This is a genomic window from Roseofilum sp., from assembly GCF_982964205.1.
In genome coordinates, this window is record NZ_CEZBFX010000006.1 from 96,848 (window position 1) to 105,582 (window position 8,735).

4 protein-coding genes and 1 pseudogene are annotated in these 8,735 nt (G+C 42.4%); 1 reads left to right on the plus strand and 4 read right to left on the minus strand.

Going from position 1 to position 8,735, the window contains the following annotated elements; translation table 11 throughout:
- Positions 1–3: 3 nt before the first annotated feature.
- Positions 4–2,079: a cache domain-containing protein gene (locus tag AC3A14_RS03390; protein WP_318732619.1), complete on the minus strand. Its 2,076-nt coding sequence runs from the start codon at positions 2,077–2,079 to the stop codon at positions 4–6.
- 443 nt (positions 2,080–2,522) lie between these two features.
- On the opposite strand from AC3A14_RS03390, the gene AC3A14_RS03395 reads away from it, so the two are divergent.
- Positions 2,523–2,816 carry a hypothetical protein gene (locus tag AC3A14_RS03395; protein WP_318701349.1) on the plus strand — a complete coding sequence of 98 codons (294 nt, stop codon included), beginning with the start codon at positions 2,523–2,525 and terminating at the stop codon, positions 2,814–2,816.
- 34 nt (positions 2,817–2,850) lie between these two features.
- Here the strand turns inward: AC3A14_RS03395 and treY are convergent, their stop codons facing one another.
- From treY to AC3A14_RS03410, 3 genes and pseudogenes are all read right to left on the minus strand, one after another.
- Entirely contained in the window at positions 2,851–5,694 is a 2,844-nt protein-coding gene (treY, locus tag AC3A14_RS03400) for a malto-oligosyltrehalose synthase (RefSeq protein ID WP_318732620.1), read from the minus strand.
- Between the two features lie 161 nt (positions 5,695–5,855).
- Positions 5,856–7,679, minus strand: a complete 1,824-nt coding sequence (gene treZ / locus AC3A14_RS03405) for a malto-oligosyltrehalose trehalohydrolase (protein ID WP_318732621.1) — start codon at positions 7,677–7,679, stop codon at positions 5,856–5,858.
- Positions 7,680–8,308: 629 nt separating this feature from the next.
- Positions 8,309–8,735 (minus strand): annotated as a pseudogene (locus AC3A14_RS03410) (hypothetical protein); the annotation flags it as partial.

The following is an 8,735-nucleotide window of genomic DNA, read 5'->3' on the forward strand; positions in this document are numbered from 1 at the left end:
ACCCTATTCTTTGATCGCTGGAATTTCCACCACAAATTCCGTACCCTGTTCCGGACTCGATTGAAACCATAAACGTCCGCCATGTCTTTGGGTGATAATTTGATAGCTAATGGATAGTCCTAAACCAGTCCCTTTACCGATAGGTTTGGTTGTGAAAAAGGGATCAAACAAACGAGGTTGTACTGACTGTGGAATTCCAGAACCATTATCATGAATGCGAATAGCAACCCATGCATCTCCTAGAGCTTCTGTCTTAATCGCGATCCGGCTGGGATGATCTTTCAATGTTTTGCGGTCTAATTGCTGCTGTCGTTCATCAAGGACATCAATGGCATTACTCAACAAATTCATAAAGACTTGATTGAGTTGTCCGGGATAGCAATTGATTAAGGGAAGTTCCTGATAATTTTTAGTCACTTCAATAGCCGCACAACTCTGACAGCATTTAAGGCGATTTTGTAAAATCATCAAGGTGCTATCAATGCCTTCATGCACATCGACTGCCTTAACTTCTGATTCATCCAAACGGGAAAAGTTACGCAAGGATTTGACAATTTCCCGAATTCTGACGGTTCCTACTTGCATGGATTGCAGGGTTTTAGGAAAATCTTCGCTGAGGAAATCAAGTTCGATCGCCTCTATTTCTTGTTGGATGGCTTCGGGAGGTTGGGGATAATGCTCTTGATAGAGCTGCACCAAGGATAACAGGTCTTTGGTATAGGTTTGGGCATGGGTTAAATTTCCATGAATAAAACTGACTGGATTATTGATTTCATGGGCAACTCCCGCCACCATCTGTCCCAAGCTAGACATTTTTTCACTTTGAACCATCTGAGCTTGAGTGTGTTTTAATTCTTCCAATGTCGTATTGAGTTGCTCGGTCCGTTCTACCACTTTGAATGCTAAATCTTTTTTAGCTCCTTCCAATGCCTTAAACGTGAGCTGTAACTGAGCCGCCATACGATTGAAGGCTTTGGCTAGGGTTCCCAATTCGTCCTCTTGCGAGAGATAGACTCGTTGAGTCCACTGTCCCTTAGAGAGGTTCCATACGGCTTCTGTCAAATCGGTTAACGGTTGAGTCACCCAACGACTAAAATGCCAAGTAATTGAACCAACAACAATTAAGGTGAGTATACTGAGAGTAATCGCTGAACGATGATAATAGTTCTGGGGAGCAGAGACTTCGGAGGTTTGCTGCATGAGAACAACTCCCCAACCATTGGCTAATTTGACAGAGATGGATAACCAATGGATGCGATCGCTATCTTCAAATTTTAAGAGTCCTTCTTTACCTTTTAAAAGCTGTTGAACTGGGGGATAGGAGCTAAAATCCTGAAGGTTATTTTGTCGTAATTTCCGGTTTGGATGGGCTAACAGTTGACCTTGTTCATCAACGAGAAAGGCAAAACCCGTTTTCCCAATTTGGGTTACACCAATCACATTAGAAAGTTCCGTTAATACCATACCCATGCGGATCACTCCTTGGGGATGGAAGCGATCGCCGGTTTCTGCATAAACGGGGGCGGAAAAAATCACTGCGGGTTCTCCCGTCCGTCGAGTGATAAGGGTTTCACGGGTAATGGGTTGTCCTTTCATGGCTCCTTGGAACCACTTGCGATCGCTAAAATCGATCGGTTTAATCGTTTCTTGTTCGCTCAGGGCGATCAATCTACCCTCTTGGTTTGCAGCTCCAATACTCCAAACCTGCTCTTGATAAGTATGGTGAGTAGATTGTAATCGGGGACGTAGCTGTTGGGGAGTCAGTTGAGAGAGTCCAGGTTCACGGCTGAGGTTTTGTACCAGTAAGGTATTCATCCGATCCCATTGCGTGACGCGATCGGCTAATCGTTGGGCTTGAAGGTCAAGAATTTGTTCACTCTCCTGGTTAATGAGCCGTCCAGCATCGAAAGCTTGCAATTGCAGAGCGCCTAGGACAATAGGGACAACCCCTAACAGGATAAAGAGAGTCATGCGCGATCGCAAACTCCCCATTAGCCCGATCCCAATCCAACGCCCTGAAGAAGAGCTACAGCTAGGATTCATCTTTCTAGCAGATGAAGAACCAGATAGAGTAACCATGGAGAACCTCACATCAACCCCTTCGGCATGAAGTACAACTATCTTATAATTGAGATGTGAAAAACTTGTGACAATCTTGCTATCTTTGAGAGGATTTCAAGGGATTGTTGTAAAGATTTTTTAATAGATACGTCCTTAATAAAAGGATAGTCTTAAAAATTCAAAGTTGAATTCATAGGTATAGATACGGTTCAATGCTTCAGGATCAAACGCTCATCCGTAATCTCTGATACAAAATTCAACATTCTCATTTTAATCCAGAACAAAAACACCAAAATCACCCAACCTTACTCTCATTTTTTGCCATATATCTTCAAAAAGATTTAAAAAGAAACATTTAAGTTTTTTGTATTCTTGGTCGAAATGGAAAAAATCCGCCTATTGTAGAAACGGATGACACCCAGTTGTCCTCCATGAAGTGAGGTTTACTGGATATAACTCATATGAACCTTTTACTGATTTTTGTCCGTTCCCTGTGTTTAGCCATTTTACTCAGCTTTGTTGCTCCTTGGATTCTGATTGGAGGAGTTATGGTTGGCTTGGATGTAGGAACTCGAATTCCTGGATTAACCACCCTATCCCAAACCGGAGAAAGCCTCATTTGGCATTTCTTAGCCATTTTTGGCAATGGAGAACCCCTAGAAGGATTACTGGTGCTTGGAGTCACCTGTAGTCTAGTTGGGGCAATGTTTGATGCTTTTGCTTTTTATCGAGAACAAATTTGGCATACTCATTAAGTCATTTGGCCTAATATCCCGATGACAACTTGGTTTATGAAGTTTGTTTAATCAACAAGGCTACGGGAAACTGGTTGAGAATCTCCCGCATCCATAGAGTATTTTCACCTTGGATTTCTTGCCCCGTAATCGCATCTTTCCACACCGCAGAAGACCCCGTGGGTAAAGAAATCCGAGTTTCATGCCAAACTTGTTCCCCCAAGGGGTATTCATCTTCCTTAATTAATTGAGTTAAAAACCGAGGAGCGATCGCGATCGCACTTTGCTCATTCCAAGTCCTCATAAACGTTACAATATGAGACTTTAAACTCCCATTAACCGGCAACTTCTGATAATCTCCCCGTTGAAACAAGTCTTGATAGTCTTGACGGGCCTTGAGAGACTGAACAATAGTAAACAGTTTAATTTTGCCATCTTTTGGGTGCTGGAGAAGATTGGTAAATAAAGCAGACTTATTCTTTTTCCACTGCGATCGAATTTCATTAAGCAACTTTAATCGCTTCTTAAAGTCCACTGGCCGTCGGTTATCTGGATCGACCAACGTTAAATCCCATAACTCCGTTCCCTGATAAAAATCAGGCACACCCGGAACCGTAATTTTTAGCAGCGTTTGCGAAAGGGAATTGAAAATACCATAATGTTGAATTTTCTGCTGGAATTGACGGAAGGAAGGTAAAAACTTATTCTGCTTCGTCTCCTTAAATAAACTATCTACAAACTTCAGAAACCCTTCCTCATAAGCCGTATCTGGACGCAACCAGGCCGTATTTACCTTCGCTTCCCGAATAGCCTTAATTAAATACTCCTTAATTCGTTGTACAAATTCCCCTTTATCTTGGTCATCAAAAGGATAAATTCCCAACAGAGTCTGATAGAGAAAATATTCATCATTGGGAGTGGGTACATCTAAACCGCGCACCGTATCTTTATACCCCGCATTCATCTTTTTCCAATCTTGTATATAGGTACTCCATTCTTCCGGAATTTCCGACAGTACATTAATTCTAGAACGCATATCTTCCCCCCGTTTTGTATCATGGGTAGACGTGCCATTCATCGCATGGGGCCAATTTGAAGACCGCTCTTGATTAAATCCATGAAACTCTTCTAGAGAAAACCCAAATTGACCGGGGGTAGAACCCACCTCATTTAAAGACACCAAGCGGTTATAGATATATAAAACCGTATCCTCTACCGACTTGGCCATCAGCGGCCCCGTGAACTGCTGTTGACGCATGACAAAATGCAGCCATTGTTTTTTATCTTCTGGGGTTAAATTGTCATCAAATTGTAGCAACAAGAACTTTTTAATAAAATTAATTTCATTAATTAACTCATTCAAAAAGCTAGGAATATTTTCTTGCGTCTTGGCAATCACTTGAGCAATACAGTCTTGGTCTAGGGTACTCACTTCATAATTGACTTCCTCTCCACTGACTTCTCCGCTAATATAGGTTCGATAGACCGAGAACGCTGCCATCACTTCCACCAAGGCCGCTTTTAATCCATAAATGGTAAAATCACTCGAATAGCGATACTGGTCAGCAATCCGTTTGAGCAAATTTGCTAAGTTATCAATATCTCCTGCTAGATGTTTTTCCAGGATTTTGCGTTTATTCTCATCAATCAACTTATCACATTTCAATATATCACCAATAAATTGACTATAGCACTGGTTAAATTCTGTCTCTGAGTCTTGATAGCAAAAAATCCCATTGATATAATTTAAGAAATCATAGCCAGTCGTTCCTTCAATTGGCCAATTCACTCTCAATTTCTCATGAGGTTCGATAATTTTTTCTGCTATAATATAGGCATTTTCCGCCTGATTCCTCAATCGAATTAGATATTGTTTGGGATCGTACAGGCCATCAATATGATCGATTCTTAACCCAGTGATTTTATTTTCTTCTATTAACCGCAAAATTAGCTTATGACTTTTATCGAAAACGGCTCTATCTTCAACTCGAACGCAAATCAAATCATTGACGGTAAAGAAACGCCGGTAATTGAGTTCTTCATTTCCAACTTTCCAGAAAGAGAGCCTAAAGAACTGCTCATTGAGTAAGTCATCCAGCAGATCAAAACTTTCGGGTTTACCCACTTCTCCATTAAAGACTTGAATATTCTCTTCTATAAAGGCTTTGATTTCAGGATTGTCATTCCACAATTCCCAAATCATGCTTTTAATAAAACTAATCTGTTCGTACCGTTCTCGGTAACCTGCACTGCTGGGAATATATTGAATAGCATTAATCGCATACAATACACCTAGAAATTTAACAAAATCCGGATGAGTTCTGCCTAGCTTGTTTCGCAATCGCTCGGAATTATGGTCTAATATTTTGCCATAAGACTCAATTTGGATCGGAAAATTCCAATCCCAATAGTTAATCGTAAATCCTTTTTTTTTATACTGGATTTTTAGCTCTCCACTTTCTAGACAATCCCCATAAAATTTACCTAAAAATGGGGCTAAAACTCGATGTCTAATGCCTTCATAAGGATGTTCCCAATCAATATCAAAATAGTCTTTGTATTGAGAGTTGGGACCATTCTCTAGCACATCCACTAACAAGGGATTTTGGCTACTAAAGGCCATATGGTTAGGCACAATATCTTGTATCCAACCCAGGTGGTGTTTTTGCACCCCTTTAATGAGCTTTTCAAACTGTTCTTCTCCACCGAGTTCGGGGTTAATTTGATTGGGATCGACTACATCATAGCCATGGGTACTGCCACTTTGAGCTTTTAAGATGGGGGAAGCGTAAATATCAGAAATCCCTAATTCTGATAAGTAGGGAAGAATCGACTGAGCCATTTCAAAAGTAAATTGGGGGGTAAATTGGAGTCGATAGGTCGCGGTGGGAATTTTCATAGAGTAGTATATCAGAAAAACAGTTCGGATTGATTATAGCGTCAATCCAGGAGTTATAACATTTTTCTCCGAAGTGGCGCTTAAAAAGGTGCTAACAAAGGGCTGAGAGCAATTTGCCTTAATAGAAAGGGTATTTGGTACGCAATCAATAGAATTTAACGCTAGGATTGAGTATACAAGACAAATCCCCAACTGGAGAGAGTGATTTCTTTGCCTGCGCTCAGTTCTTGGGGGTTGGTTTGTCCGGAACCGCTCCATTGTGGATCTGCAGAATCGAGGATTTTTATCCAAACTCCAGAGGGAATGGAGGGGGTGAAGGTAATCGGATCGGAGTTGAAATTTAGACAGATATAGAGATGGGAAGTGTTAGCATGACGATGGAGGATAATCACGGAGGTATCCGTGGGATGTATCACTTTTGTATGCTCTTTTTTAAGGGAGGCTAAAGCGGGATGAGTTTTGCGTAATGCGATGAGGGTTTTATGGAGCGATCGCAGAATTTTATGATTTCCTTGTTGCCCTAATTCCCAGTTTAAGGTCGATTCCTCAAATACTTCCACACTTTGGGGGTCAGGGACTTCTTTTTGCCAACCAAATGACTTAAATTCTTCAGCTCTTCCTTTGCGCACGGCTGCCACTAAATTGGGGTCGCCATGGCTGATAAAATACTGAAAGGGCGCGGTTTCTCCATATTCTTCGCCCATGAATAACATGGGGATAAAGGGAGAGAGCAATACAGCGGCTGCTGCTAATTTTAACCGATCGAATCCGACTAAGGTAGAGAGGCGATCGCCCGCTAATCGATTTCCCACTTGGTCATGATTTTGGATACAGACCACAAAACACTCCCCTGGATAGCTTAACGAAGAGTTCCCATGGGAGCGCTGACGGTGAACAGAATACTGGCCAGAATACACATAACCTTCCTGATAAGCCTTCGCCAAATGGCTCACCTGACCGAAATCTTGATAATATCCTGAAGTCTCTCCGGTTAACACGCTATGGAGAGCATGGTGAAAATCGTCACACCATTGACTATGATGGCCCCACCCACCCGTCTCGCGAGACTGGAGAACGCGCACGTCATTGAGATCGCTTTCCGCAATCAAATAATGGGTATATCCCAATTTTTGATCCAATGCTTCCACCGCTGCCCCCAACTGTTGCAGAAAGGGTTGGGCGCTAAAATCATAAATGGCATGAACGGCATCTAAACGTAGGGCATCGATATGATATTCCTCTAGCCAATAGAGGGCATTTTCGATAAAGAAATTGCGTACAGGGTCGCTATAAGCATCGTCATAATTGACCGCATCTCCCCAAGGCGTGCGATATTTGCCCGTGAAATAGGGGCCATAATCCCAAAGATAGTTACCCTCCGGGCCAAAATGGTTATAAACCACATCCAGAATGACGGCAATTCCTGCTTGATGACATGCATTCACCAGGGTTTTTAGTCCATCCGGCCCTCCATAGGAGGATTGCACCCCATAGAGATAGACCCCATCATAGCCCCAGTTGCGACTGCCCGGAAATGCAGCAACGGGCATCAGTTCAATGGCGTTAATGCCTAAGTCAAGTAAATCGGGCAGTCGGTCAATAATCGCTGTAAAGGTTCCTTCAGTTGTAAACGTACCCACATGCAGCTCGTAGATCGCATATTGCTCTAAGGGCAGACCGTTCCAGTCTTGATCTTGCCAGACAAACCCTTGATGATCCACTACTTGCGAGGCATCGTGAACCCCTTTCGGTTGCAGGGAAGAAGCGGGGTCAGGACGGTCTACGGTGGTGTCGAGTTGATAAAAGTAGAGACTTCCTGGCTGAACATCACTAACGGTTGCTGACCAATACCCCTGTTCCTCTTTTGAAAGGGGAATTAACCGCTCTTGGAGAGAAACCAAATGAACAGCAACCTCTTGGCGTTGAGGGGCCCAAACTCGAAATTCACACTGGTTATTTCCCAAATATTGAGATCCAATTTTCATCTGTTTAAGACCCTTGAGTGCATTATTTGATCTTAATACAGGATTGGCCCTTCACCCCAGATGGAGGAATGGGGGGAATTGCTGCTCGATATAGCATAATAGGGAAAGCTGGTGTTTCCGGACCTTAACATCATGGATTGGCAACCGGGAAAAAAATTACAGACAAGTACAGGATTGAGGAAGTCCTGGGTGAAGGAGGATTTGGCATTACCTATAAGGCCAAACATCTTACCCTGGGTTCGTTCTGTGTGATTAAAACCCCCAGGACAAAATTTCGCCAGGATTCCAGATACTGAAAGAGGAAAGCTACGAGGAAATTATTTAGCTGCAAAAACGACAGAGAATACTCTTTTCTCTTCTCTAGACTCTAGCATATAAGCGTTTCCCAGCATTCATAATTATTTCTTATCAATCTCATCGGTACGGTATTCTTACGTTTGCGGATTTCATTACCTGCCATGAATCAATGTTCATGTGGCGAGGAGCCGAAACAATGAATCATGAACAATGAACAATGAAGAATATCTGGCTGGTTGCCTCTAAATAATCGACAAAAAGTAATCTAGAATACAGAAATTAGACCTATTTTCTGCATTTAGACACACTAATCCTATCACCTGCCCCATTCATCAGTAGTAATTTTCTAAAAAGTTCGCGACGTGGGCAGGGTTATAACAATTGGCTAACATAAACTTTTCCCCCACTGCCACCACCTCCGGATTATTTTGTCGCCACTTTTCATAGTCCTCCCTCGCCTCTTGCTCTCGTTGACTCGGCTGTTTCTTCTTCTGTTTTTTGTTAGCATTTGACTTATTTTTGCGCGTCAACTTCGGTAAAAGTTTATTGCCCCAATAAAAAGGTTTAGTTTGTTTTTCCTTCGGCTGATACTGATGACAAAACTGGCGATATTTGCGGCTACACTCTTCTAAATCTTCTCCCAAAGCCAAAAATGCCGGATGCCAGGTGGTTATGCCATCATCCCCTAAGCGCTCATACACCCCATACCCCTCTTCTATCACTCTAGGCAGAGGAAAATAAGAAATCAGGCTCAAGGGA

Excerpts from the sequence above, each read along its gene's own strand:
- AC3A14_RS03395 (WP_318701349.1), top strand. The coding sequence starts at position 2,523 with ATGAACCTTTTACTGATTTTTGTCCGTTCCCTGTGTTTAGCCATTTTA.
- AC3A14_RS03390 (WP_318732619.1), bottom strand. The coding sequence starts at position 2,079 with ATGGTTACTCTATCTGGTTCTTCATCTGCTAGAAAGATGAATCCTAGC.
- treY (WP_318732620.1), bottom strand. The coding sequence starts at position 5,694 with ATGAAAATTCCCACCGCGACCTATCGACTCCAATTTACCCCCCAATTT.
- treZ (WP_318732621.1), bottom strand. The coding sequence starts at position 7,679 with ATGAAAATTGGATCTCAATATTTGGGAAATAACCAGTGTGAATTTCGA.